The organism is Actinoplanes utahensis, assembly GCF_016862455.1.
In the GTDB taxonomy this organism is placed as follows: domain Bacteria; phylum Actinomycetota; class Actinomycetes; order Mycobacteriales; family Micromonosporaceae; genus Actinoplanes; species Actinoplanes utahensis.
Genome location: NZ_BOMZ01000046.1, coordinates 13,109 through 37,533 on the forward strand (window position 1 = coordinate 13,109; position 24,425 = coordinate 37,533).

Annotated in this window: 22 protein-coding genes; 17 read left to right on the forward strand and 5 right to left on the reverse strand. The window is 70.1% G+C overall.

Features of this window, described 5'->3' with window-relative positions; all coding sequences use genetic code 11:
- Positions 1–5: 5 nt before the first annotated feature.
- Positions 6–272 carry a hypothetical protein gene (locus Aut01nite_RS17325; RefSeq protein WP_043527761.1) on the reverse strand — a complete coding sequence of 89 codons (267 nt, stop codon included), beginning with the start codon at positions 270–272 and terminating at the stop codon, positions 6–8.
- A 187-nt stretch (positions 273–459) separates the two neighbouring features.
- Here Aut01nite_RS17325 and Aut01nite_RS17330 point away from each other — a divergent pair, with 187 nt between their 5' ends.
- Positions 460–990 carry a GNAT family N-acetyltransferase gene (locus tag Aut01nite_RS17330; protein ID WP_043527760.1) on the forward strand — a complete coding sequence of 177 codons (531 nt, stop codon included), beginning with the start codon at positions 460–462 and terminating at the stop codon, positions 988–990.
- A 230-nt stretch (positions 991–1,220) separates the two neighbouring features.
- Complete coding sequence (locus Aut01nite_RS43535; protein ID WP_052164036.1) at positions 1,221–3,644, forward strand: APC family permease; 2,424 nt, start codon at positions 1,221–1,223, stop codon at positions 3,642–3,644.
- A 661-nt stretch (positions 3,645–4,305) separates the two neighbouring features.
- Here the strand turns inward: Aut01nite_RS43535 and Aut01nite_RS17340 are convergent.
- Positions 4,306–5,316 carry a TerC family protein gene (locus tag Aut01nite_RS17340; protein ID WP_043527758.1) on the reverse strand — a complete coding sequence of 337 codons (1,011 nt, stop codon included), beginning with the start codon at positions 5,314–5,316 and terminating at the stop codon, positions 4,306–4,308.
- A gap of 51 nt (positions 5,317–5,367) precedes the next feature.
- Positions 5,368–6,135: a dioxygenase family protein gene (locus Aut01nite_RS17345; protein ID WP_201775561.1), complete on the reverse strand. Its 768-nt coding sequence runs from the start codon at positions 6,133–6,135 to the stop codon at positions 5,368–5,370.
- Between the two features lie 484 nt (positions 6,136–6,619).
- On the opposite strand from Aut01nite_RS17345, the gene Aut01nite_RS17355 reads away from it, so the two are divergent.
- From Aut01nite_RS17355 to Aut01nite_RS17405, 11 genes are all read left to right on the forward strand, one after another.
- The gene (locus Aut01nite_RS17355; protein WP_201775567.1) at positions 6,620–6,787 is read left to right on the forward strand and encodes an N-acetyltransferase; all 168 of its coding nucleotides are present in this window, start codon (positions 6,620–6,622) and stop codon (positions 6,785–6,787) included.
- 142 nt (positions 6,788–6,929) lie between these two features.
- Entirely contained in the window at positions 6,930–7,862 is a 933-nt protein-coding gene (iolC, locus tag Aut01nite_RS17360; protein ID WP_043527756.1) for a 5-dehydro-2-deoxygluconokinase, read from the forward strand.
- Positions 7,855–8,748: a 5-deoxy-glucuronate isomerase gene (gene iolB, locus Aut01nite_RS17365; protein WP_043527754.1), complete on the forward strand. Its 894-nt coding sequence runs from the start codon at positions 7,855–7,857 to the stop codon at positions 8,746–8,748. Before iolC ends, iolB begins: the two co-directional genes overlap by 8 nt.
- Positions 8,745–10,643, forward strand: coding sequence for a 3D-(3,5/4)-trihydroxycyclohexane-1,2-dione acylhydrolase (decyclizing) (iolD, locus tag Aut01nite_RS17370; protein ID WP_043527753.1), 1,899 nt, complete (start codon positions 8,745–8,747; stop codon positions 10,641–10,643). Before iolB ends, iolD begins: the two co-directional genes overlap by 4 nt.
- Entirely contained in the window at positions 10,644–12,137 is a 1,494-nt protein-coding gene (locus tag Aut01nite_RS17375) for a CoA-acylating methylmalonate-semialdehyde dehydrogenase (protein WP_043527751.1), read from the forward strand.
- Positions 12,134–13,033 carry a sugar phosphate isomerase/epimerase family protein gene (locus Aut01nite_RS17380; protein ID WP_043527856.1) on the forward strand — a complete coding sequence of 300 codons (900 nt, stop codon included), beginning with the start codon at positions 12,134–12,136 and terminating at the stop codon, positions 13,031–13,033. The genes Aut01nite_RS17375 and Aut01nite_RS17380 overlap by 4 nt, the downstream gene beginning before the upstream one ends.
- Complete coding sequence (locus Aut01nite_RS17385) at positions 13,030–13,965, forward strand: sugar ABC transporter substrate-binding protein (protein ID WP_043527749.1); 936 nt, start codon at positions 13,030–13,032, stop codon at positions 13,963–13,965. The genes Aut01nite_RS17380 and Aut01nite_RS17385 overlap by 4 nt, the downstream gene beginning before the upstream one ends.
- On the forward strand, positions 13,962–14,930 hold the full coding sequence (locus Aut01nite_RS17390; RefSeq protein ID WP_043527747.1) for an ABC transporter permease: 969 nt from the start codon (positions 13,962–13,964) through the stop codon (positions 14,928–14,930). Before Aut01nite_RS17385 ends, Aut01nite_RS17390 begins: the two co-directional genes overlap by 4 nt.
- Positions 14,927–15,694 carry an ATP-binding cassette domain-containing protein gene (locus Aut01nite_RS17395; RefSeq protein WP_043527746.1) on the forward strand — a complete coding sequence of 256 codons (768 nt, stop codon included), beginning with the start codon at positions 14,927–14,929 and terminating at the stop codon, positions 15,692–15,694. The genes Aut01nite_RS17390 and Aut01nite_RS17395 overlap by 4 nt, the downstream gene beginning before the upstream one ends.
- Positions 15,691–16,692, forward strand: coding sequence for a Gfo/Idh/MocA family oxidoreductase (locus Aut01nite_RS17400; protein ID WP_043527744.1), 1,002 nt, complete (start codon positions 15,691–15,693; stop codon positions 16,690–16,692). Before Aut01nite_RS17395 ends, Aut01nite_RS17400 begins: the two co-directional genes overlap by 4 nt.
- Before the next feature lie 23 nt (positions 16,693–16,715).
- A complete protein-coding gene (locus Aut01nite_RS17405; RefSeq protein WP_043527742.1) occupies positions 16,716–17,558 on the forward strand; it encodes a serine hydrolase domain-containing protein in 843 nt (280 codons plus the stop codon).
- Here Aut01nite_RS17405 and Aut01nite_RS17410 read toward each other — a convergent pair whose 3' ends face one another.
- Positions 17,559–19,532, reverse strand: a complete 1,974-nt coding sequence (locus Aut01nite_RS17410; protein ID WP_052164035.1) for a LysM peptidoglycan-binding domain-containing protein — start codon at positions 19,530–19,532, stop codon at positions 17,559–17,561.
- 303 nt (positions 19,533–19,835) lie between these two features.
- Positions 19,836–20,435 (reverse strand): TetR/AcrR family transcriptional regulator, encoded by a 600-nt coding sequence (locus Aut01nite_RS17415; protein ID WP_043527741.1) that lies wholly within the window; start codon positions 20,433–20,435, stop codon positions 19,836–19,838.
- 53 nt (positions 20,436–20,488) lie between these two features.
- Between Aut01nite_RS17415 and paaN the strand changes: the two genes are divergently transcribed.
- The 4 genes from paaN to paaC form a co-directional block, all read left to right on the forward strand.
- On the forward strand, positions 20,489–22,162 hold the full coding sequence (gene paaN / locus Aut01nite_RS17420; protein WP_083999377.1) for a phenylacetic acid degradation protein PaaN: 1,674 nt from the start codon (positions 20,489–20,491) through the stop codon (positions 22,160–22,162).
- A 158-nt stretch (positions 22,163–22,320) separates the two neighbouring features.
- Positions 22,321–23,334 (forward strand): 1,2-phenylacetyl-CoA epoxidase subunit PaaA, encoded by a 1,014-nt coding sequence (paaA, locus tag Aut01nite_RS17425; RefSeq protein WP_083999357.1) that lies wholly within the window; start codon positions 22,321–22,323, stop codon positions 23,332–23,334.
- Positions 23,321–23,608, forward strand: coding sequence for a 1,2-phenylacetyl-CoA epoxidase subunit PaaB (paaB, locus tag Aut01nite_RS17430; RefSeq protein ID WP_043527736.1), 288 nt, complete (start codon positions 23,321–23,323; stop codon positions 23,606–23,608). The genes paaA and paaB overlap by 14 nt, the downstream gene beginning before the upstream one ends.
- A gap of 8 nt (positions 23,609–23,616) precedes the next feature.
- On the forward strand, positions 23,617–24,425 hold an 809-nt coding region (gene paaC, locus Aut01nite_RS17435), incomplete at its 3' end, for a 1,2-phenylacetyl-CoA epoxidase subunit PaaC (RefSeq protein WP_204037569.1).

The window sequence follows — 24,425 nt, forward strand, 5'->3', positions numbered from 1 at the left end:
CCGTCCTATTCGAACAGCGAGTGGTCCCGGCCGCCCTCGGCTCGGGCTCGGGCCCGGCGGCGCAACTGGATCACCACGGCGTCGACGGCGGCGACCACGGCCCAGGCGGCGAGGAGCCAGCCCGGCACCGTCCAGCCAGCGCGGAAGAGCAGTGTCGCCAGGACCGTGCACACCACCATGCCGAACAGGGCGAGGATCAGCCGCAGGTTGAGCGGGCTGTAAGGCTTCTCGACCGTGCCGCGGCGGCCGTGGGGTTGCGGTCCGAGTGGCATCCCGGCAACCTACCCCGCCCCGGCACGACGAAACCGCGGGTTCCGGCATGACCGCGGGCCTCGGCGCGAGGAGCGGCACGGCAAGATCGTGGGTTCCGGCATGACCGCGGGCCTCGGCACGAGGAGCGGCACGGCAAGACCGCGGGTTTCGGCATGATCGTCGGCCCAGGCGCGAAGGAGCGACACGATGAACGAACTGGTCACCGCCCGGACGGTGCTGCGCCGCTGGCGGGAGGCGGATCTCGACGCGTTCGCGGAGATCACCGCCCAGCCCGAGGTCATGCGATGGATAGGCGACGGCCGCGTGCTGGACCGCGCCGGGACCGCGGAGCGGCTCGACATCTACCGGCGCCACTGGGAGGAGCACGGGTTCGGCCTCTTCGCCCTGGTCCTGCGGGAGAGTGGTGAGCTGGCCGGATTCACCGGGCTCGCGGTGCCGACGTTTCTTCCGGAGATCCTGCCGGCCGTGGAGATCGGATGGCGGCTGGGGCGACAGCACTGGGGACAAGGGCTGGCCACCGAGGCTGCCACTGCGGTAGTCGATCACGCGCGTGCCGATCTCGGCCTGAAACGACTGGTCAGCATTCATCAGGTCGGCAACGAGGCCTCGGCTCGGGTGATGATCAAGCTGGGTATGAGCCTCGAACGCGAGACGATCGAGCCGTCGTGCGGACGCCCGGTCCGGGTCTACGCCATGGAACTCGACGGGTCCCCATGAGCGAATCCACGGCGAGCCGGCCCGGCGACCGCCGCTGTCCGGCGACCGGCGCTGCGCGGTGGGCTGGAAGGACGAGTGGCGGTAGCGACGGCTCGTGACGGGCCGATATGGCCCAACAACGAAGGGAAACCCGGTTACAAGATCGACTTTTCTCTATATCGTTCGGTCGCCCTGAGGGTCATGATGGAGGGCGGTCATCGATTCGTCGTCGATTCGACACGGGAGGCGCCATGTCCCAGCCGGAGCGCAAGCTCGGCACGTGGCCGGTCTTCGTCATCGCGGTCTCCGCCATGACCCCGCTCACGGTCGTGGCGGGGGCTCTGCCGCTCGGCTACGGCTCAGTGGGGGAAAAGGGCATTCCGGTGGCGTACATGCTGGTCGCCGCGGTGCTCGGAGTGTTCGCGGTGGGACTCGCGGCGATGGCGCGGCATGTGCCCAACAGCGGCGCCTTCTACGCGTACGCATCGATCGGCATCTCCCGGCCCGTCGGCGTGGGAACCGCTTTCGTCGCGCTGCTGGCCTACAACGCGATGCAGATCGGTCTTTACGGCGCGTTCGGAGTGGCCGCGCACAACGCCCTCGCGATCTTCGGTATCAACGTCTCGTGGATCGTGCTCGCGCTGATCGGCTGGGCGGTGATCGCCGCGCTCGGCCGGCTCGACATCGATCTCAACGCCCGCATCCTCACCGTGCTGGTCTGCGCCGAGGTGCTGATCGTCCTGCTCTTCGACATCGTCATGGTCGGGAACCCGGCCGGTGGCACGGTCACCTTCGACACCCTCAACCCCGCCTTGATCGCCAGCGCGGGCGGTGTGTCGCTGTTGGTGGCCGCGATCGCGGGCATGGTGGGCTTCGAGGCCCCTCTGGTGTACGCGGCCGAGGCTCGCGACCCACGCCGGACAGTCGCCCGCGCGATCGGGTTCACCCTGCTGGTCGCGGCGGTCCTCTACGGGGGCACCGCGTGGGCGATGTCGGTCGTCGCCGGGCCCGACCAGATCGTCGTGATCGCCGGTCAGCATCTCGACGATCTGTTCTTCTACCTGCCCGCGCCTTATCTGTGGACGGCTGTCGTCGATCTCGGGCGGATCTTCTTCGCCACCAGCCTGTTCGCCGCGATGCTGGCCTTCCATCACACTGTCGCCCGTTACGGTCTGACCGTCGCCAGGGAAGGCGTGTTGCCGCAGGCGCTGGCACGGACCCGTCGGGGCGTACCAGTGGCGGCGTCGTCCGCGCAGTCCGCCCTCGCCCTCGTCGTGTTGCTGATCTTCGCGGCGGCGGCGTGGAATCCGACGAAGGATCTGTTCTTCTTCGGCACCGTCTCCGGCGGTCTCGGAGTGCTCATCCTGATGGCCATCGCGTCGGTCGCCGTCGTGCGGTTCTTCGGCCGGTCCGACCACGGGGAGACGCTCTGGCGACGTCGGATCGCGCCATGGATCGCCAACGTCTTCCTCTGGCTCGTGCTGTTGCTCACGATCGCGTTCTTCGGGGAGCTACTGGACAGCGAGAACGTGGTCAAGATCTGGTCGCCGACCCTGCTGTACCTGCTGGTCCTGATCGCCGGCCTGGTATGGGGTCGCAAACTACGGCGCCAGCGCCCTGAGGTGTACGCCGTGATCGGCACCGGCCGCCCGCCCCTCGCTCCGGACGAGACCCCACCGCCCGACCGTCCCGCCGCCAGGGAGATGGGCACCGAGGCACGTGAATCCGGCGAGGGTGGCGAGCCACCGGGGTCCACGGAGATCACCGAGCTGCGCGGTACTGCGGAGACAGCCGAGCTGCCGGGTTCTGCGGAGGGCGGCGAGCCCCGGGGATCTACGGAGATTGCGAAGCCGCGGGGTTCTGCGGAAGGCGGCGAGGTGCGGCGGCCCGCGGGCGGCGGCGTCGATGAGCCGGCCTTCGCGGGCCCGGGCCCGCAGAGCGACGCCCTTGACCCCGTAAGCGAAGTGGGGGCGGAAGCGGATGGCGTCGGTCGGGGAGCGGCAGCTGCGAAAGGGGATTCGCAGCCGACAGCGAGCGGGCGAGAACCGGCGGAGACTGCGGCAGCACCGGCAACGGCGGAATCCGAGTCGCCCGAGATGTCTAGGGGGACTGTGTCGGGGCAGGTGGCCGCGGGGCGGGAGACTGCCGGCACGGCGGACCGAACCCAGGCTGAGCAATCGCCGGGGACGCCCGCGCCGGAAACGGCGGGACGCTCTGTCCCGGCGCCCCGAAAATCGGCGCCGAGGAAGCGGAGCACGCCAAGCACACGGAAGACAATGCCGGGTGGAGGCGCGGAAGCAGGCGGCGATTCGCTTTCCGGATCTGCGGGTGTGGGAGAAAGACCCGCGTCCGGTACGGGCCGGCGGACGCCGTCCCCACGGAAGAGGACGTCCGGCGGTCAGGGCGGTGAGGCCGCTACCGGCTCGCGGGGCGGGGCTGACGGGCCCGGCGATCCGGTGGAGTCTCCGGAGCCCGCTGCGGAGAACAGGACCGCCGGCACCGGCCGGGCGACCGGTCCACGAGTTCCCCGGGCACGGCGGGCACCGGAGGACGAGGCGGCAGCACCGAGGGCACCGCGGCGAACGCCAGGGGCGAAGAGTGAGCCGGCGCCGCCGCACGGCGCCGCAGAGCAAACTCCTGACCCCGAGGGCGGGCCGGTCGACGAGTCGCGTTGACGGGGATCTCGGGGGACGGCCGTGTCGACGGGGATCTCGGGGGACGGCCGTGTCGACGGGGATCTCGGGGGACGGCCGTGTTGACGGGGATCTCGGCGGACGAGTCGCGTCGACGGGGATCTCGGCGGACGAGTCGCGTCGACGGGGATCTCGGGGGACGGCCGTGTCGACGGAGATCTCGGCGGACGAGTCGCGTCGACGGAGATCTCGGTCAACGAGCCGCGTCGACGGAGATCCCCGGAGGAGGAGTTGCGTCGACGGAGATCCCCGGCCGGACGAGTCGCGGGTGGTCGCGGAGATTCGGGCGGTGCTGAGGATGTTCGGCGCCCTGTGCCACCCCACCGGGAGCCGGGCACTCGACGAACCGTGCTCAGCCCTGCTACGGCGGATGCGGCGTTGAGCGGTCCCGGTCGGTCGCGATTTCGTCCGGCTGGCTGTGGGTGCTGTCGCAGCGCTGCTGAGCCAGCCATCCGTGTCCTTGCGACGCCCGTGCCGTGCGTGAAAGTCGGCCGCTCGGTGCGGTTGGCATAACGTTTTCGATCAAGGCATGAGCTGCGGCGATGGCCCACTTCCGAGTCGGCAGTGACAACCAGCCCGGGGTGACCGCGACCGGAGGGCGGTCGGTGGGGTGTGGGGGCCGCCGTGACGGCCCCCACGGGGATCAGTGCTGGGCGGGGTGCTGGTGGTCGGCGGGGTTGGCGCGGAGGCTGCCGGCGTGGGCCTTCAAGGAGGGGTCCTTGCGGGATTTCAGCAGGCTGGCGACTGTCGTGATGACCAGGATGCCGATGATCACGCCGAGGGAGATCGGGGTTGCGACCTCGGGGACCGAAGCGCTGATGTCCTTGTGGGCCCAGTGCAGCACCAGCTTGACGCCGATGAAGGCCAGGATGATCGACAGGCCGGTGGAGAGGTAGACCAGGCGGTCGAGCAGGCCCTTGACCAGGAAGAACAGGGCACGCAGGCCGAGCAGGGCGAACGCGTTGGCGACGAACACGATGTAGGCCTGGTCGGTGACGCCGAAGACGGCCGGGATCGAGTCGAGGGCGAACAGCAGGTCGGTGCCGCCGATCGCCAGCAGGACCAGGAACAGCGGTGTGACCATGCGTTTGCCGTCGATGCGGGTGATCATCTTGCCCTCGACGTAGTCCTCCGTCACGGGCAGGAACCGGCGGGCGGCCTTGACCAGCGCGTTCTCGTCGACGTCGGGATCCTCGTCGCGGTGCCGGAACAGTTGTACGGCGGTGTAGAGCAGGATCAGGCCGAACACCAGGAACATGAACGAGAAGGCGCTGAGCAGGGCGGCGCCGACCACGATGAAGATCACTCGCAGGATCAGCGCGATGATGATGCCGAAGGTCAGCACCTTCTGCTGGAAGCGCTCGGGAACGGCGAACGTCGTCATGATGATGACGAAGACGAACAGATTGTCGACGGAGAGGCTTTTCTCGACGATGTAGCCGGCGAAATACTCGGTGCCGTAGCCCCAGCCGTAGACGTTCGCGAATACCACGCCGAAGACGATCGCGACGGCGATATAGAAGATGGACCAGCCGGCGGCTTCGCGAAAGCCGACGACGTGTGGACGAAGCACCCCGAGCGTCAAATCGAGGGCGAGCAGGGCGACGATGACACCGATGGTGACGGTCCACCCGAGCGCGGAGACCTCAAGCATGCTTCACAGGATCTCCAAAGATTCTGCAAGCATGCTGAGAAATCGATAGGCTCATACGACCTGGAACGATCTTTTGGCCAGGCCCATCCAGAAACCCTCGATCGGCTGGTCGGGTGCCTGAGCCGGGTCCGTGGACGCGCCGAGGGTCAGGAACATCGGGGCGAAGTGCTCGATCGTCGGATGCGCGTACGGCATACCGGGGGCACGGTCGCGGAAGTCGGCGAGTTCGTCGACGGCGCCGCGGGACAGGGTCTCGGCGGTCCACGCGTCGAATTCGGCCGACCAGCCGGGCGCGGCCGCCTCGGGCCGCCAGTCGCGCAGGAACGGCAGGCCGTGCGTGGTGAATCCGGAGCCGATGACGAGCACTCCCTCGTCGCGCAGCGGGGCGAGCCGGCGGCCGATCTCGAGCAGGCGATCGGGTTCGAGGGTGGGCAGGGACATCTGCAGGACGGGGATGTCGGCGTCGGGGTACATGACGGTGAGTGGCACATACGCACCGTGGTCGAGACCGCGGTCGGTGCGGGCGACCGTCTGGTGATCGGGCATCGATTTCGCGACTTTGTCGGCTAGTTCGGGAGCACCTGGAGCGTTGTACCGCACCTGGTGGTAGCGCGGGGCGAAACCCCCGAAGTCATAGACGAGCGGCACGGTCTCGGTGGCTCCGAGCATGAGGGGTGCGGACTCCCAGTGAGCCGATGCGACCAGGATCATTTTCGGTCTCGGCAGGCTGGCGGCGAGGTCGCGCAACTGTGCCGTCCAGGTGGGGTCGTCGACCAGCGGCGGTGCGCCGTGGCTGAGGAAGAGGGCGGGCATCCGCATGGTGACCTCCGTTGAAGCTTCAACCTTTTCGCCAACGCTACGCCGATTTAGTTGATTCCGCAACTAGTTACCCTGAGTGGTAGCTGTTATGTGGATATCCATTATCTCGAGGACACCCCAAGCGGAGCGTCACGTTTCAAGGTCGTTGCCTAAAGCCCCTGAGCAGCAGCGGGATCCACAGCGCCTACAGTGGAACTGATGCTCGTCGCCTGGACGTTGCGTTGATCCGCGGGTGCCGTCCCGCTGCGCTGGGGAAGCGCTACGTAACTGCTTCATTGACGTCTCCCCTCATCTCGGAGGGCGCTCGCGGGCACCTTTTCAGGCGCGTCGAGAGGAGAACCCGCAGTGGCGCCGCCGCAGCTACCGCCCGCCGATGATCTCTGTCTGACGGCTCATGACTCGATTCGTGGCAAGTCGTTGCTTTCGCCGGCCACCCTCGGTCTCGGTCTCGGCGCTGCTCGGTGCATCGATGTTGTGGCGCCGGATGGATCTCGTCGATACCGAACTGGTGGACGGCGTGCCCGCCTGTCCGGAGGCGACGAACGAGAACAACGTCCGCCTCTACCAGCGGCATGGTTACACGCCGATGACGCCGTTCGAGATCTATCTGCCGGACGGCACGCCCTTCTCCCGGATGCGGCGCGCAGTCTGAAAGTGACAGTCACGAGGCGGACGCGATGCGTCCGCCCCCTTGACGTGTCCGCATGCGCGTAATTTCATCGTAACCAGGTCCAACGCAGCGTTGCCGACCGGTTACCCGCCGCTGCCGCGCATCGCCGGCCGGAGGGATGCGCATGCTCGCAGACGAGGTGCTGACGATGGGGCGCATCGGCGTGGACCTCTACCCGGAACAGATCGGCGTGCCGTTGCGACAGGTCGGCACGTTCCGGCGCTTCCTCGGCGGCAGCCCGTCCAACGTGGCCGTCGCGGCCGCGCGGTACGGGCGCCGGGCCGCGGTGATCACCCGTACCGGCGCCGACGGGTTCGGCGACTTCCTGCATGACGCGCTGCGCGACTTCGGCGTCGACGACCGTTTCGTGGCGTCGGTGGCCGGGCTGCCGACCCCGCTGGCGTTCTGCGAGATCTTCCCGCCGGACCATTTCCCGTTGACGTTCTACCGCTACCCGAAGGCCCCGGACCTGGAGATCCGTGAGTCCGATCTGGACTTCGCGGCGATCCGGGCGGCCGGAGTGTTCTGGATGACCGGGACCGGGCTCAGCGCCGAGCCGTCGCGCACCGCCACCCTGTCCGCGCTGCGGGCCCGCGAGCTGACCGATCACACCGTCTTCGACCTGGACTACCGGCCGATGTTCTGGGCGTCGCGGGACGAGGCCCGGCACTGGTACGCGGAGGCGCTGCCGATGGCCACGGTCGTGGTCGGCAACCTCGACGAGGTGGAGACCGCGGTGGGCGTACCGCACCCGGAAGAAGCCGCGGCCAGGCTGATCGCCGCGGGCCCGAGGCTCGCCGTGATCAAACGCGGGCCGGCCGGGGTCTTCGCGGCGACAGCCGCCGAACGCGTCGAGATCCCGCCGATGAAGATCGAGACGCTGAACGGGCTGGGCGCGGGGGACGCGTTCGGCGGCGCGCTCTGCCACGGGCTGCTGGCCGGCTGGCCCCTCGCCGAGACGATGCGGTTCGCCGGGGTCGCCGGCGCCATCGTCGCGTCGCGGCTGTCCTGCTCGGACGCCATGCCGACGGAGGAGGAGGTGCGTGCCCATGACTGAGGCGCGCGTGAATCCCCTGGTGCCGCGCGGCAGTTCGGCGGATCGGCCGTTCGACGTGCTGATCACGCCGGAGACGGCGGGCTGGGAGTACAGCGGGCTGCGCGTGGTGCACCTGCCGGTCGGCGGCCGGGTCCGTTTCATGACCGGTTCAGACGAGGTGCTGGTCCTGCCGCTGGCTGGTGGCTGTGACGTGGCCTGCGACGACGAACGGCTGACCCTGACCGGCCGCCGTTCGGTCTTCTCCCGGGTGACTGATTTCGCCTATCTGCCGCGCGGCTGCACGGTGACCCTGCGCGCCCCGAACGGCGGCCGTTTCGCGCTGCCTGCCGCCCGCGCCGAGCGGACGCTTCCGTTCCGCTACGGCGCGGCCGAGGACGTGCCGGTGGAGCTGCGCGGCGCCGGGCAGGCCAGCCGCCAGGTGAACAACTTCTGCACCCCGGAGTCGTTCGAGACCGACCGGCTGATCGTCTGCGAGGTGCTGACACCGGGCGGCAACTGGTCGTCGTATCCGCCGCACAAGCACGACGAGCAGCACGCGGACGAGTGCAGCCTGGAGGAGATCTACTACTTCGAGGTCGCCGCCTCGCCGGCGGGCGGTCACGGGTGCGGCTATCAGCGGGTGTACGGCCACCCCGACCGCCCGATCGACGTGTGCGCCGAGGTCCGTTCCGGCGACGTGGTGCTGATCCCGTACGGCTGGCACGGCCCGTCGATGGCCTCGCCCGGCTACGACCTCTACTACCTCAACGTGATGGCGGGCCCCGGCATCCGCCGCTGGCTGGTCCGCGACGATCCGGCGCACGGCTGGGTGCGCGGCCGCTGGGCCGCCGAACGTGTCGACGCCAGATTGCCGTTGACCTCGACTCGGGAGAGAAGGCGCGGGTGAAGCAACGGTTGACGGTCGGCCAGGCCGTCGTGCGTTTCCTGGCGAACCAGTGGACCGAGCGGGACGGCGTCGAGCAGCGGGCGGTGGCCGGTTTCCTCGGCATCTTCGGGCACGGCAACGTCGCCGGGATCGGGCAGGCGCTGTTGCAGGCGCAGCGTACCGGCGAGTCCCGGCTGGGCCAGTCCGGAATGCCGTTCATCCTCGCCCGCAACGAGCAGGCGATGGTGCACACCGCCGTCGGGTACGCCCGGATGCGCAACCGGCTGTCGACGATGGCCTGCACGGCGTCGATCGGTCCCGGTTCCACGAACATGCTCACCGGCGCGGCGCTGGCCACCGTCAACCGGCTGCCGGTGCTGCTGCTGCCGTCGGACGTCTTCGCCACCCGGGTGGCCACCCCGGTCCTGCAGGAGCTGGAGGATCCACGGTCCGCCGACGTGTCGGTCAACGACGCGTTCCGGCCGCTGTCCCGGTTCTTCGACCGGGTCTGGCGGCCCGAGCAGCTGCCCGCGGCGCTGCTCGGGGCGATGCGGGTGCTGACGGACCCGGCGGAGTGCGGCGCGGTCACGGTCTGCCTTCCCCAGGACGTGCAGGCCGAGGGGTACGACTACCCGGACGAACTGTTCGCGAGAAGGGTCTGGCACGTGCCCCGGCACACCCCCGATCCGCTCGCCCTGGAGCGGGCCGCCGCCGTGATCCGGGGCGCCGCCCGGCCGCTGATCGTCGCCGGCGGGGGAGTGATCTACTCCGAGGCGTCCGCCGCCCTGGACCGTTTCGCCCGCGAGACCGGCATCCCGGTCGCCGACACCCAGGCCGGCAAGGGCGCGCTCAACTGGGATCATCCGTGCGCGGTGGGTGGGATCGGCGCGACCGGCAGCCCGGTCGCGAACCGGCTGGCCCGGCACGCCGACGTGGTGCTCGGCGTCGGTACCCGGTACTCCGATTTCACCACCGCCTCGCGCAGCGTGTTCCAGCGGCCGGACGTGCGGTTCGTGAACCTGAACGTGACCGGCTTCGACGCCGGGAAACTGTCGGCGCTGGCGTTGACCGGAGACGCCCGCGCGGGGCTGAGCGCGCTGCTGCCGGCGCTGCACGGCCGCCGGTTCAGCGCCGACTACCGGGAGCAGGTCGCGGCGTGGAACAGGCGCGTCGACGACGCGTACCGGGGCCGGGGAGGCAGCGGTGACCTGCCCACCCAGGCCGAGGTGATCGGGGTGGTGAACGAGGCGTGCGGAGCACGCGACGTGGTGGTGCAGGCCGCCGGCAGCCTGCCCGGCGACCTGCAGCGGCTGTGGCGGGCCCGCGACCCGAAGCAGTACCACGTCGAGTACGGCTACTCCTGCATGGGTTTCGAGATCGCCGGCGCCCTCGGCATCAAGCTCGCCGACCCCGGCCGCGAGGTGTTCGCCCTGGTCGGCGACGGGTCCTACCTGATGATGGCGCAGGAGATCGCCACCGCGGTCGCCGAGGGCCTGAAACTGATCGTGGTCATCGTGCAGAACCACGGGTTCGCGTCCATCGGCGGCCTGTCCGAGCAGGTCGGCTCGCAGCGGTTCGGCACCGCGTACCGGTACCGCAACCCGCGCAGCGGCGACTACGACGGCCCGCGCCTGCCGGTCGACCTGGCGATGAACGCGGAGAGCCTGGGCGCCGCGGTGATCCGCTGCCGCGGCATCGCCGACCTGGTCGAGGGCGTGAAGACGGCCCGGGACGCGGCGCGGCTCACCGTCCTGCATATCGAGACCGGCCCGGAGCCGTCGGCGCCGTCGTCGGAGGCCTGGTGGGACGTGCCGGTCGCCGAGGTCGCCACCCTCCAGACCACCCGCGACGCACACGGCGGATATCTCGCCGGCAAACGCGACCAGCGCCACCATCTGCGACCGGGAGGGCTCTGAATGGCCACCATCGGGCACTGGATCAACGGACGTAACACCGGCGGGAACTCGACCCGCCGCGCACCGGTGTATCAGCCGGCCACCGGCCGTCAGCTGCACGACGTGCTGCTCGCCTCGGTTCAGGACGTGGACACCGCGGTCGGCGTGGCGGCCGCGGCCTTCCCGCAGTGGAGCCAGAGCTCGCTCAGCGAGCGCACCCGGATCCTGTTCAACTTCCGGGAGCTGGTCAACGCGCACAGCGAGGAGATCGCCGAGATCGTCTCGCACGAGCACGGCAAGGTGCTCTCCGACGCGGCCGGGGAGGTGCAGCGCGGCCTCGAGGTGATCGAGTTCGCCTGCGGCATCCCGCAACTGCTGAAGGGCACCTACTCGGATCAGGCGTCGGCCGGGGTGGACGTGTTCAGCTTCCGGGAGCCGCTCGGGGTGGTCGCCGGGATCACCCCGTTCAACTTCCCGGCCATGGTGCCGATGTGGATGCACCCGATCGCCATCGCTTGCGGCAACACCTTCGTGCTCAAACCGAGCGAGCGGGACCCGTCGTCGGCCGGGTACGTCGCCGGGCTGTGGCAGCGGGCCGGTCTGCCGGACGGCGTCTTCAACGTGGTGCACGGCGACAAGGTCGCCGTCGACGCGATCCTGGACCATCCCGGCATCGCCGCGGTGTCGTTCGTCGGGTCCACCCCGATCGCCCGGCACGTCCATCAGCGGGCCACCGCGGCGGGCAAGCGGGTGCAGGCGCTCGGCGGCGCGAAGAACCACGCGGTCGTCCTGCCGGACGCGGATCCCGGGTTCGCCGCCGAGCATCTGATCGCGTCGGCGTTCGGGTCGGCGGGCGAGCGGTGCATGGCGATCTCCGCGGCGGTGCTGGTCGGCGAGTCGGACCGGCTGGTGGATCTGCTGGCCTTCAAGGCGGCGACGATCAAGGTGGGACCGGGACACGATCCGGCGAGCCGGATGGGACCGGTGATCACGGCGGCCGCGAAGGAACGGATCGAGAATCTGATCAGCGTGGGCGAGCGGCAGGGCGCGACGGTCGCGGCCGACGGGCGAGGGCTCAAGATCCCGGGGTACGAGGACGGCTTCTTCGTCGGCCCGACCGTGCTGGATCAGGTGACCCCGGCGATGGACGTGTACCGGGAGGAGATCTTCGGGCCGGTGCTCTCGGTGCTGCGGGTCGCCGACGTGGACGCCGCCATCGAGATGATCAACCGGAATCCGTACGGCAACGGCACCGCCGTCTTCACCGGCAGCGGGGAGGCGGCCCGCCGGTTCCAGCGCGGCGTGCACGTCGGCATGATCGGCGTCAACGTGCCGATCCCGGTGCCGATGGCGTACCACTCGTTCGGCGGCTGGAAGGACTCGCTGTTCGGGCAGAGCCCGATCTACGGCCCGGAGGGCGTCGCCTTCTACACCCGGTCGAAGGTGGTCACCCAGCGGTGGCCGTCGTCGGCGGCGTCGTCCGAGGCGTCGCTCTACTTCCCGACGGGCCGGTGACGGCCGTGCTGCGTCTGGGAAGCTGCCCCGACTCGTGGGGCGTCTGGTACGCCGACGACCCCCGCCAGACCCCCTGGCAGCGGTTCCTCGACGAACTGGCCGGAGCCGGATATCGCTGGCTGGAGCTCGGGCCCTACGGCTACCTGCCGACCGACCCGGGCCGGCTCGCCGACGAGATCGCCGCCCGCGGGCTGCGGGTGACCGGCGGGACGGTCGGCGGGGCCGGCGGTCCGCACGGCGACTTCGCGGCGGTGCTCGCCGAGACCCGGCGGGTCGCCGAGCTGACCAGGGCGGTCGGCGGCACCGAGGTGGTGTTCGTGCCGGTGCCCGGATACCGCGACGACCGCACCGGCGGATACCTCGAAGCGGCGGAGCTCGGCGAAGGACAGTGGCGGGTGCTGCTGGCCAACAGCGAACTGCTCGGGCGGTTGCTGGCCGAGGAGTACGGGCTGGCGTTCCGCTTCCACCCGCACGCCGACTACCAGGTCGAGTATCAGCCGCAGGTGGAACGGTTCCTGGACGGCACCGATCCGCGGTTCGTGTCGCTCTGCCTGGACGTCGGGCACCTGGCGTACCGGCGGGCGGACGTGCTGGGGCTCATCGGCAGATATCCGGAGCGGGTCGGATACGTACATCTCAAGCAGATGGACCCGGACCTGGCCAACCGGGCCACCGCCGAGGATCTGGCCTTCGGCCAGGCGGTGGCGATGGGGGTGAGCGTGACCGCGCCCGCGGGGGTTCCGGAGTACCCGCCGCTGATCGAGGCCCTGACCGCGCTCGGGCGGGACCTGTTCGTCGTCGTCGAGCAGGACATGTACCCGTGCGACTTCGACACCCCGCTGCCGATCGCCCGCCGTACCCACTCGTACCTGACATCGCTGGGAGGTTTCGCATGAGAAGACGTGTACTCGCCGCCGGGGTCGCGACGCTGCTGCTGATCAGCGCGTGCAGTGAAGGCGGGCGGGCGGAACCGCAGCAGGCCACCGGGTACACGATCGCCTTCGTCACGCACGAGACACCGGGCGACACGTTCTGGAACATCGTGCGGTCCGGGGCCCAGCAGGCCGCCGAGGACGTCGACGTGCAGGTGCGCTTCTCCAACGACCCGGACGCCACCCGGCAGGCCGTCCTGATCCAGCAGGCCGTCGACGCGAAGGTGCAGGGCATCGCGACGACCCTGGTCACGCCGGACGCCCTCGCCGGATCGGTGAGGGCGGCCACGGCGGCCGGGATCCCGGTGGTCGGGCTGAACGCCGGCATCGAACGCTACCGGGATCTCGGCGCGCTGATGTACTTCGGCTCCGACGAGACCGTCGCCGGGACCAGTGTCGGCGAGCGGATCGCCGCGTCCGGGGCGAAGCATCCGCTGTGCGTGATCCACCAGGCCGGGTCGGTGGCGCTCGAAGCCCGCTGCGCCGGTGTCAAGAGCGCCGTGCCGGGGACGGAGAACCTTCAGGTCAACGGGGCCGACGACGCGGCCGTCACGTCGACGTTGCAGGCGAAGCTGGCCCAGGACCGGACCATCGACTACGTGGTGACGCTCGGGGCGCCGATCGCGCTCGACGCGATCCAGGCCGGCAGCACCGCGAAGATCGCCACCTTCGACCTCAACAAGGAGACGGCGGACCGCATCAAGGACGGGAAGATCGAGTTCGCGATCGATCAGCAGCCGTACGCCCAGGGCTACATGGCCGTCACGTCCCTCTACCTGTACCTGAAGAACGGCAACGACCTGGGCGGCGGCAAGGCCGTGCTGACCGGGCCGTCGTTCGTGGACAAGAGCAACATCGACACGATCCTGCCGTACGTCGAGAAGAACACCCGTTGACCCGGCGACCCGAGATCGGCGCGCTCGCCGCGGCCGGTGTCATCTTCGTGTTCTTCCTGGCCGTCGCGCCGGCGTTCCGGTCGCTCGAGTCGTTCTTCACGGTGCTCTACCAGTCGTCGACGATCGGGATCGTCGCGGTCGGCGTCGGGATGCTGATGATCGGCGGCGAGTTCGACCTGTCGGCCGGGGTGCTGGTCACCTCGGCCGGGCTGGTCAACTCGATGTTCTGCTGGTACCTCGGCGTCGACCTGTGGGCCGGCGCCGCGCTGTCGCTGCTGTTCTGCCTGGCGGTCGGCTTCCTCAACGGGTGGCTGGTGATGCGGACCGGGATTCCCAGCTTCCTGATCACCCTCGGCACGTTCTTCATCCTCCAGGGCGCGAACCTCGGCGTCACCAAACTCGTCACCGGGGCGGTGGCGAGCCCGGACGTCAGCGCCATCGACGGGTTCCACTCGCTCGGCCTGATCTTCTCGTCGAGTTTCGAGGTCGGCCCGGTGACCGTCTGGGGGACCGTGCTGTGGTGGATCCTGTTCGTGCTGATCTCCGGCTGGATCCTGCAACGGACCCGCGGCGGCAACTGGATCCACGCGGTCGGCGGCGCGGCGGACAGCGCCCGGGCGGCGGGGGTGCCGGTGGTCCGTACCAAGATCGGGCTCTTTCTCGCGGTCTCGTTCCTGGCCTGGTTCGTCGGCATGCACAACCTGTACCGGTTCAACACGCTGCAGGCCGGCGGCGGGGTCGGCAACGAGTTCCTCTACATCATCGCCGCGGTCGTCGGCGGCACCCTGCTGACCGGCGGGTTCGGCAACGCCACCGGGATCGCCATCGGCGCGTTCCTGTTCGGCATGACCAGCCTGGGCATCGTCTACGCCGGATGGGATCCGAACTGGTTCCGGGCCTTCCTCGGCGTGATGCTGCTGGCCGCCGTCATGGTCAACCTCTACCTCAGGCGGGTGTTCCGGTGATCCGACTGTCCGGAGTGGGCCTGTCGTACGGGCCGATCCGCGCCCTGCACGACATCGACCTACAGGTCAACGCCGGTGAGGTGACCTGCGTGCTGGGCGACAACGGCGCCGGCAAGTCGACCCTCATCAAGATCATGTCGGGTCTGCACCCGCACACCGCCGGCCGGTTCCACATCGACGACCGGGAGACCGTGCTGCGGTCCCCGCGCGACGCGCTCGACCTCGGCATCGCCACCGTCTACCAGGACCTGGCGGTGGTCCCGCTGATGCCGGTGTGGCGCAACTTCTTCCTCGGCTCCGAGCTCACCACCGGCCGGTTCCCGCTGCGCCGGCTGCGGATCCGCGAGATGCGAGGGACCGCCGAGACCGCCCTGAACGACATGGGCATCGCGGTGGCCGACATCGATCAGCCCATCGGCACCCTCTCCGGCGGCCAGCGGCAGAGCGTCGCCATCGCCCGCGCCGTCCACTTCGGAGCTCGGGTGCTGATCCTGGACGAACCGACCGCCGCGCTCGGCGTCCACCAGTCCGGTGTCGTGCTGCGCTACATCGCCGCCGCCCGCGACCGGGGCCTCGGTGTCGTCCTGGTCACCCACAACCCGCACCACGCGCACCTGGTCGGCGACCATTTCGTGGTGCTCAAACTCGGCGCGACGGTGCTCGACGCCCGCCGCGGCGCGGTCACCCTCGACCAGTTGACCGCACAGATGTCCGGCGGTGACGAGCTGACCGAACTCGCCCGGGAACTACGGCGGCCGGCGTGAGCCTCTCCATCGGGGTGATCGGCACCGGCATGATCGGCCGCGAACACATCCGGCGGCTCACCACCGTGCTGTCCGGCGCACGGGTCACCGCGGTCTCCGATGTGGACGACGAACTGGCCGGGCGGGTCGCCGCCGCGATCGGCGCCCGGGTGCTGCCCGGCACGAAACTGATCACCGACCCGTCGGTGGACGCCGTGCTGATCTGCTCGTGGGGCGGCACCCACGCGGAGTACGTGCTGGCGGCGATCGCCGCCGGCAAGCCGGTCTTCTGCGAGAAACCGCTGGCCACCACGTCCGCCGCCGGCCTGCGGATCCTCGAGGCGGAATCGGCGTACGGGCGGCGCCTGGTCCAGGTCGGCTACATGCGCCGCTACGACGTGGCCTATCGGGCGCTCAAGCGGGAACTGGACCGGGGCACCATCGGGGCGCCGCTGATGATGCACTGCGCGCACCGCAACGCCCACGTCCCGTCGTTCTACACGCCCGACGACATGATCGCGGACACCGCGGTGCACGAGATCGACATGGTGCGGTGGATGTTCGGCACCGAGATCGAAGCGGTACGGGTGTTGCGTCCCCGACCCAGCAGCCACGCCGGGGAACTGCCCGACCCGCTGCTGCTCATCCTGGAACTGGCCAACGGGGTGCTCGCCGACGTGGAGATCTCGGTCAACGCGCAGTACGGCTACGACATCCGCGGCGAGATCCTCGGCGAGAGCGGGACGGCGGCGCTCGGCGAACTCAGCCCGGTCGCGGTACGGCGGACCGGGCGGCTCACCACTCCCATCCCGGCGGACTGGCGGGAACGATTCCTCGCGGCGTACGACGTCGAGCTGCGCGAATGGGTCGACACGGTCCGTGCCGGCGGCGTGGTGACGGGACCGGACGCGTGGGACGGGTACGCGGCCACGACCGTCTCGGCGGCGGCGGTGCTGGCGTTGCGTACCGGGAAGAGGGTCGAAGTCGCGATGGCGGACCGGCCGCGACTCTACCGCTGAACCGTGCGTGGCATCATCGCGTCATGCCGTTGATCGAGGACGCCTGCCGGGCGATCGGCGCGGAGATCGCGCGGGATCCGCGCTATGCCCACACCAGCCATCTGTTGGTCCGAATCGACGGCGCGACCGTTTTCGACGAGCACTACGGCGGCCCGCTGGTGGCCGACGTGTTCTCGGTGACCAAGACCGTGCTCGCCACCGTGTGCGGGATCGCCGCCCGCGACGGCGTCCTCGATCCCGCCTGGCGTCATCTGCTCACCATGACCCGCGGCGCCCGGGTCGACGACACCGACGAGGTGACGGCCCTCCGGTCCGGGCAGGTGGCCCGGTTCGCCGCCGCCCCGCGGGAGCATCCGCCCGGCCGGGAGTTCCGGTACGACGACGGCGCGTTCCACCTGCTCTCCGCGCATCTGGCCGAAGCCCTGGGCGGATCCGTCGCCGACTACGCCGCCGCGCGTCTCTTCCACCCGCTGGGCATCCGGGACGCCGAGTGGCCGGCCGATCCGGACGGTGTCACCTACGGCTTCGCCCATCTGCGGCTGTCCGCGGCATCGCTCGGCCGGCTCGCCGAGGAGTGGCGCCGGCCGTCCCTGATGGACCCGGCGTTCGCGGCCGCGATGATGCGGGCGCACACCCCCGGCGGCCCACCGGAAGGACTGCCCTACGGGTACGGCGTCTGGATCGGCGACGGGTACGTGATGGCCGGTGGCTGGGCCGGGCAGCACGTGATCGTGCTGCCCGGCGCCGTCGTGGTCACCACCGGCGATCCCGGTTTCACCCTGGGACCGCCGCCGGCCGACCGGCTGCCACCGGACTGGCGGCCGGCGCTCGACCTGGTCCGGCGGCATCTGCTGCCGCTGCTCTGATCAGTTGTTCGGCAGCACCAGCACCTGCCCGACGATGATGCGGTCGGGGTCGGCGATGACGTCCCGGTTCAGGTTGAAGATCTCCCGCCAGCGGTCGCCGTCGCCGAGCTGCTCGCGGGCGATCCTGGTGAGGTTGTCGCCGCGGACCACGGTGTACAGCCGCGGGATCGGGCCGGTCGGCTGCTCCGGCGGCAGCAGGAGCACCTGGCCGGGGAAGATCCGGTTCGGGTTCGGGATGGTGGCCCGGTTCAGCACGAAGATCTCCGGCCAGCGGGCCTGGTTGCCGAGCCGCGCCCCGGCGATGCCGGACAGCGTGTCACCGCGCTGCACCGTGTACGTCCGCGGCAGCGCCTGCGCGCCGGGCAGCACCTTCGCCAGCCGCAGCAGGTCGGCCAGCTCGAAGTGGTTCGGCCGCTCCGACGGCAGGGTCGGTTTCCAGCCCGGCGACTTCAGGATCGAGTCCTCGCTGCGGCGCACCAGGCCGACCAGCACCTCGGCCACGATGGTGCTGCCGACCGGTCCCAGGTGGTCGCCGTTGTGCAGGGCCTTCGCCTCGGCCAGCACGTAATACCAGAGCGGTGTCCGGGTCAGGAACTCGCTCTCGTCCAGGGCCGCACGCTGCGCGTCGTTGGCCGCCGCCGCCCGGATCTGGTCCTTGCCGAGCGCTTCCACGCCGATCAGGTCGGCGATCGCCTGACCGGTCGGCAGGCGCAGACGATAACCCCGAAGAAGATTGCGTACGGCCAGACGAGCCGCGTCCGGCGGAGTCTCCTTCTCTCCCTTGGGGTTACGCAGCCCGAACAGCGAGCCACCGGTCGGCGTGTCGATCCCGAACGAGGCCAGGGTGGTGTCGATCCGCCGGGCCTTCTGCACGGTGTCGCCGGAGCCGGCGATGTTCTCCCACTCGATGATCCAGTTCTCCGGCAGCGTGTCGAACGGTCCCGCCCCGAGGTCCTCGCCGAGCTGCCCGCTCAGCGCGGTGAAGGTGAACAGCAGATCGAGCGAGGCGTTCGCCGGGCCGCCGACCCGGAAGTTGGAGTTGAAGTTGTACAGCCCGCGCACCATCGAGTGCCCGAACCGGTAGGCGGCGACCGCGAACTCCAGAGGCATGAAGAACGGCTGGGCGTACGGGTTGAACCAGCGGTTGCCGTTGACCACGACGTCCTCGACGATCGCCGGATCGGCGACCCGCTTGAGGAAGTCGTGGATCACGATGTGCTGATAGTGCTGGCGCAGCACCCGGCGGGCCTCACGGAACGGCAGACCCTGGTCGATCAGCACGTTGTGCGCCTTGAGGAACGCCACGTGCAGCTGCGAGATGATGGTGTTCTCGTCGTTGCGGGGATCGCCGATCAGCGCGGCCCGGTCATGCTCGAAATCAGCGCTGCGCGGCTCGCGCGGCACGTCGTTGTCGTCGCCCTTGCCCTTCGGGCGCACGAACGGCGGATTCGGCAGGTTGGTCCTGGCGACCTTGCCGACCAGCAGCCTGCTCTCGTTCCGCGGGTCACGCGGAGCCGGCAGGCTGTAGAGGCTGTCCAGGTCCAGGGTGGCGGTGCGCTGGTTGCGCAGCACGGCCCGGATCTGGTCCAGCGACAGCGGCTGCATCCCCGGGTCGAGCAGCACCGCCATGCCGCCGGAACCCATTCCCGACCGCTGGATCTCCAGGGTGATGTCGTGGTCGACGAACTGCCCGAAGTAGGTGTAGACCGCCGGGATCGGCCCGTTGTCGGCCGGGTTGTCGTCGGTCATCGCTCCGCCCAGCCGCTTCAGCTTGGCCGGGGTGTCCGGTAACCGGGGCAGCAGGTTCGCCTCGTCCTCCTGCAACGTCGGGAACAGCAGATCGAACGGGTGTGAGCTGACCGGTGGGGCCAGGGCGAACGCCACCGGCGAACGGGTGGCGACGGCGGCGAGATCCTGCAGGGCTCCGGCGACGTCGTCGTCGGTGATCGGTCGACCGTGTGCGAGGCGGGGCATGGTGAATCCCTTCGCTCATGTAGTGCAATTGTCGACATGTCCACTTTGTGGGCGATCGCTTATCGAGATCGGCCGCATTTCCGTCATGGATCGCTTATCCGTGACCGATCGCATTTCCGTGATCGCGGGAGGACGCGAGTCGAGGCCGGCCGGAATTCCGCCAAGTCAATCGGCAGGCATCTCTCAGCGGTCACACTAGGCAGCGGCATGCGGCAGCGAAGACGGGATGACGACACAGGCCGACGCGGTTGTTGGCAAATGGTGCCAAGGCGCGGCCCCGCCCGGCGATCCCCCGAGCGGGGGTCAGCGGGTGCGCAGACCGTCGAAGGCCAGGTCGGCGACGGTGTCGGCAATGGACTGCGGGGCGCCCCTATCAGGCCGGTACCACCCGATCAGTGAGTTCACCATGCCGAACAGCAGCCGGGCCGCGGTCGCCGGATCCACGTCGGCGCGGACACCACCCTCCATCTGGGCCTGTTTCACCAGGTCGGTGACGGTGCGGTCGAAGGCCCGGCGGCGGGTCAGGGCCTGCTGCTCGGCGACGGTGTTGCCGTGCACGCGCAGCAGGAGCGTGACGAACTCCAGGCGGTCGGCGAGGACCAGGACGCTGTCCCGGATCAACTGCTTGAGGCGTACGGTCGCCGCGTTCCCGCTCCTGGTGGCCTCGTCCGCGGCGGCCTCCAGGGCGCCCAGCGCCCGGTCCACGGCCATGGTGAGCAGCTGCTCCTTGCTGCTGACGTGGTGGTAGAGGGTCGACTTGGTGATGCCGAGCGACTCGGCGATGTCGAACATGCTCGTCGCGTCGTAACCGTGGGTGTTGAAGAGCCGGACGGCGGCGGTCAGGACCGCGTCCTGATCGTGGCCGGGGCGGCCGCGGCGCCGGGTGCTGTCCGTGTTCTTCACAGGTGAAAATCTAGCCCTTGATTTACCGACCGATCGGGCGGTTAATGGACGGCATGACGAGTCCCGCTGAGCTCTACCACGCCCACCGCGAGCTGCTGGACCGCGCGATCTCGGCGGCCTCGGCCCGTGACTACTGGTCCGCCTTCCCCGAGTCACCCAGCAAGAAGGTCTACGGCGAGGAGGCCGCTCCGGCCGGCGACCGGGCCTTCACCGCGCTGCTCGGGCAGGCTTTCCCGATCGACGTGCCCGGCGCCGTCGGCAGCGTCTCCACCGAGCGTTCGCCCTACGGCATCGAGCTCGGCGTCAGCTATCCGAAAGCCGATCCCCTCGCCCTGGTCGCCGCCGCCCGTGCCGCCGTCCCCGGCTGGCGCGACGCCGGTCCGCAGGGCCGGGCCGGGGTCGCCGCGGAGATCCTGCGCCGCCTCCACGCCCGGGTGTTCGAGCTGGCCCACGCCGTGCAGCACACCACCGGCCAGGCCTTCGTGATGGCCTTCCAGGCCGGCGGCGCCCACGCGCTCGACCGCGGTCTCGAGGCCGTCGCGTTCGCGCTCGCCGCCACCACCCGGCTGCCCGCCTCCGCGCCGTGGGCCAAGGGCCCGCTCACCCTGGAGAAGACGTCGACCGTCGTCGGCCGGGGTGTCGGCCTCGTCATCGGCTGCACCACCTTCCCCACGTGGAACGGGTTCCCCGGGCTCTTCGCCAGCCTCGTCACCGGCAACCCGGTGATCGTCAAACCGCATCCGGGCGCGGTGCTGCCCCTCGCCCTCACCGTTCAGGTCTGCCGCGAGGTGCTGCGCGACGCCGGGCTCAACCCCGACATCGTCACGCTCGCCGCCGAGGAGCCGGGCGACGGCATCGCGGCCACCCTCGCCACCCACCCCGACGTGCGGATCGTCGACTTCACCGGCTCCAGCGAGTTCGGCGACTGGCTGGAGGCGAACGCGCGCCAGGCCGTCGTCTACACCGAGAAGGCCGGGCTCAACACCGTCGTCCTCGACTCCACCGACGACTATCGGGGCCTGCTCGGCAACCTGGCGTTCTCCCTGTCGCTGTACAGCGGCCAGATGTGCACCACCCCGCAGAACATCCTGATCCCCCGCGACGGCATCGCCACCGACGCCGGGCGCCGCAGCCCCGACGAATTCGGCGCCGACCTCACAGCCGCCCTCGACAAGCTGCTCGGCGACCCCCGGCGGGCCGGCGGCACCCTCGGCGCGATCGTCAACGACGGTGTCGCCGCCCGCCTCGCCGAGGCCGGCACCGCCACCGGCGTGATCCACCCGTCGACCGCGATCGCCGACGAGCAGTTCCCCGGCGCGACCATCCGGACACCCTTGGTGGCCCGCCTCGACGCCGCCGACGAGAAGACCTACACCCGGGAGTGGTTCGGCCCCGTCTCGTTCCTGATCACGACCGACTCCACCGAGCACAGCCTGCGCATCTTCACGGAGACGGTGCGGGCGCACGGCGCGCTGACCGCCCTGGTCCACTCCACGTCCCCGTCGGTGCTGGCCGCGGCCCGCACAGCCGCCCTCGACGCCGGCGTCCACCTCTCGGAGAATCTGACCGGCGGCGTCTTCGTCAACCAGACCGCCGCCTTCAGCGACCTGCACGGCACCGGCGCCAACCCGGCCGCCACCGCCTCGCTGACCGACGACTGGTTCGTGACCGGCCGCTTCTTCACCCTCCAGTCCCGCCGCCACCTCCCCACCGTGGACCCGTCATGACCGGCCCATCGCCCTCTTCCTCACGCCATTCCCCGTCCGCCCTGCCGCCCTCCACCGGTTCCGTTTCGGCGGCTGCGGCGCCTCCTTCCGCATCGCCTCCTCCCTTCACCCCACCCCTTGCCGGGCCGGTGGGTCCCACCCCACCCTCTGCCGGGCCGGTGGGCCGGCAAGGGGCCGGGGTCGCCGCCGACCAGGGGCTCGGCGGCGAGAAACCGGCGGCGGGCGGCGGCGGGTTCGACCAGGCGATCGCGCGGGATCAGCGGATCGAGCCGGCTGACGAGATGCCGGACGGTTATCGGCGCACGATGGTCCGCCAGATCGCCCAGCACGCGCACTCCGAGATCATCGGGATGCAGCCGGAAGGGGAGTGGATCACCCGGGCGCCGACGTTGCGGCGTAAGGCCATCCTGCTCGCCAAGGTGCAGGACGAGGCGGGCCACGGGCTCTACCTCTACTCGGCGGCGGAGACCCTCGGCGCCGACCGTGGGGATCTGACCCGTCGGCTCATCGACGGCAAGCAGAAGTATTCGTCGATCTTCAACTATCCGACGCGGTCGTTCGCTGACGTCGGAGTGATCGGCTGGCTGGTCGACGGCGCGGCGATCTGCAATCAGGTGCCGCTCTGCCGCAGCTCCTACGGGCCCTACGCCCGCGCGATGATCCGCATCTGCAAGGAGGAGTCGTTCCATCAGCGGCAGGGATACGAGCTGCTGATGACCATGATGCACGGGACGCCACGGCAGCGGGAGATGGTGCAGGACGCCGTCGACCGCTGGTGGTGGCCGTCGCTGATGATGTTCGGCCCGCCCGACGCGCAGTCCCCGAATACCGCGCAGTCGATGGCCTGGAAGATCAAGCGGCACACCAACGACGAGCTGCGGCAACGCTTCGTCGACATGACGGTTCCGCAGGCTGCGGCGCTCGGTGTCACCCTGCCCGACCCGGCGTTGCGGTGGAACGAGGAACGCGGCCACCACGACTTCGGCCAACCCGACTGGGACGAGCTCAAGCGGGTCATCTCCGGCGACGGGCCGATGAACCGCCGGCGGCTCGATCGCCGCAGGCGGGCCGACGAGGACGGCGCCTGGGTCCGCTCCGCCGCGGCCGCGCACGCCGTCAGGACGAGCCGGGCCGCCGGCCCCGGGACGGGAGGGCTCGATGGAGAGGCATGAGTGGCCGCTGTTCGAGGTGTTCGTGCGGGCCAAGCGAGGGCTCAACCACGTGCACGTGGGGTCGCTGCGGGCGGCCGATCACGAGATGGCGCTGCATCATGCGCGGGATCTCTACACCCGTCGCAATGAGGGGGTGAGCATCTGGGTGGTGCGTTCGGACGCCGTCGCGGCAAGTGATCCGTTGGCGAAGGACGCGATGTTCGAGCCCAGCCAGGACAAGGTCTACCGGCATCCCACCCACTACGCGATCCCCGACTCGGTTCCGCACATCTGAGGATGACGATGGCCTTCGACGACGCGTACGACGCGCTGACCGATCACGAGGACGATGCCCGGTGGGCGTACGGCACCGGGTTCAGCGATCCGCTCGCCGGCGTGCCCGGCGATCTGCCGGACGGCGTGGACCGCGCCGACCTCGCCGCGTACTGCCTGATGCTCGGCGACGACGCGCTGATCATGTCGCATCGCCTGCAACAGTGGGTGACCCGGGCGCCCGAGCTCGAGGACGAACTCGCCCTGGCCAACATCGCCCTCGACCTGCTCGGCCAGGCCCGGCTGCTGCTCACCCGGGCGGGCGTCGCCGAAGGGTGGGGACGTGACGAGGACGATCTGGCGATGCGCCGGGACCCGTCGGCGTTCCGTAACGTGTGCCTCGCCGAACGATCCGACGACGACTTCGCGCATCTGGTGGCCCGGTTGTGCGCGTTCTCGGTGTGGCGCCTCGCGCTGCTCGACAGGCTGACCGGCTCGCGTGATCCGATGCTCGCGGCCATCGCGGCGAAAGGTGTCAAGGAGGTCACCTACCACCGGGACTACGCGGCTCAGTGGGTCGTCCGGCTCGGCGACGGCACCGACCTCTCCCACCAGCGGATGACCGTTGCCGTCGCGACGCTGGCGCCGTCGCTCGATGAGCTCTTCCAGTCGCATCCGGTCGAATCCCGTCTGGCCGGCGAGGGCGTCGCGGTCGACCCGTCCACGCTCCGCGACGATTTCGATCAGGTCTGGGGCTTCGTCCTGACCACCGCGACCCTGCAACCGGCGCAGGAAGACCGGCATCCCGGTGGCGCCGTCCCGAAGTCCGGGGAGGAGAG

Bases quoted from the DNA above. Each gene is read 5' to 3' on its own strand.
- Aut01nite_RS17330 (WP_043527760.1), top strand. From the start codon at position 460: ATGAACGAACTGGTCACCGCCCGGACGGTGCTGCGCCGCTGGCGGGAG.
- Aut01nite_RS17385 (WP_043527749.1), top strand. From the start codon at position 13,030: ATGAGAAGACGTGTACTCGCCGCCGGGGTCGCGACGCTGCTGCTGATC.
- Aut01nite_RS17325 (WP_043527761.1), bottom strand. From the start codon at position 272: ATGCCACTCGGACCGCAACCCCACGGCCGCCGCGGCACGGTCGAGAAG.
- Aut01nite_RS17375 (WP_043527751.1), top strand. From the start codon at position 10,644: ATGGCCACCATCGGGCACTGGATCAACGGACGTAACACCGGCGGGAAC.
- iolC (WP_043527756.1), top strand. From the start codon at position 6,930: ATGCTCGCAGACGAGGTGCTGACGATGGGGCGCATCGGCGTGGACCTC.
- paaB (WP_043527736.1), top strand. From the start codon at position 23,321: ATGGAGAGGCATGAGTGGCCGCTGTTCGAGGTGTTCGTGCGGGCCAAG.
- Aut01nite_RS17345 (WP_201775561.1), bottom strand. From the start codon at position 6,135: ATGCGGATGCCCGCCCTCTTCCTCAGCCACGGCGCACCGCCGCTGGTC.
- Aut01nite_RS17355 (WP_201775567.1), top strand. From the start codon at position 6,620: ATGGATCTCGTCGATACCGAACTGGTGGACGGCGTGCCCGCCTGTCCG.
- Aut01nite_RS17340 (WP_043527758.1), bottom strand. From the start codon at position 5,316: ATGCTTGAGGTCTCCGCGCTCGGGTGGACCGTCACCATCGGTGTCATC.
- iolB (WP_043527754.1), top strand. From the start codon at position 7,855: ATGACTGAGGCGCGCGTGAATCCCCTGGTGCCGCGCGGCAGTTCGGCG.
- paaN (WP_083999377.1), top strand. From the start codon at position 20,489: ATGACGAGTCCCGCTGAGCTCTACCACGCCCACCGCGAGCTGCTGGAC.
- Aut01nite_RS17405 (WP_043527742.1), top strand. From the start codon at position 16,716: ATGCCGTTGATCGAGGACGCCTGCCGGGCGATCGGCGCGGAGATCGCG.
- Aut01nite_RS43535 (WP_052164036.1), top strand. From the start codon at position 1,221: ATGTCCCAGCCGGAGCGCAAGCTCGGCACGTGGCCGGTCTTCGTCATC.
- Aut01nite_RS17410 (WP_052164035.1), bottom strand. From the start codon at position 19,532: ATGCCCCGCCTCGCACACGGTCGACCGATCACCGACGACGACGTCGCC.